This is a genomic window from Acinetobacter guerrae, from assembly GCF_009372255.1.
In the GTDB taxonomy this organism is placed as follows: Bacteria; Pseudomonadota; Gammaproteobacteria; order Pseudomonadales; family Moraxellaceae; genus Acinetobacter; species Acinetobacter guerrae.
The window spans coordinates 1-477 of sequence record NZ_LXGN01000050.1 but is presented as its reverse complement, the minus strand read 5'-3'; the positions used below and the strand labels follow the sequence as shown (position 1 = coordinate 477).

Below are 477 nucleotides of genomic sequence, written 5' to 3'. Positions count from 1 at the left end.
CTTTGAGAAAATCGTCACTAATGCCGTGAATATTTTCGGATTCACCAACGGGCTTTTCTGGATTGATATAAATATGAATAGAACTGCCTGTTAACTTACGATTGATCATTTCAATCGCTCCGACCTCAATCATGCGATCACCATCCTGAAAATAAAAACCTGTGGTTTCTGTATCTAAATTTAGTTGGTGTGGCCCTTGATCATTTAAGGTCGCTGGCGTGGTGACAACATGTGGATGTTTTTTGCTTTGTTCTCTTGTTTCATTCAGCGATGAAACCGTGTCTTTGGATTCATCAGTTTCCGGTAACTCTACGTCAACCTGAGCTTCTTGTAATCTTTCATTGTCAATATGTTCATCAGCTACATCTAGACCAAAAGGGTCGTCAAGCAACCAGTCATTTTCAAATTTTTTTTTTGCATCTGCTACAGATAATTGATGACCAATCCACTCAGATTGGGGAACACCACTATGTTGTT

The 477-nt window shown here is 39.2% G+C and carries 1 protein-coding gene; it reads right to left on the bottom strand.

Going from position 1 to position 477, the window contains the following annotated elements; all coding sequences use genetic code 11:
* Positions 1 to 477 (bottom strand): exonuclease domain-containing protein (locus A7A69_RS13355; RefSeq protein WP_277752943.1); only part of this gene is annotated, 477 nt, incomplete at both ends.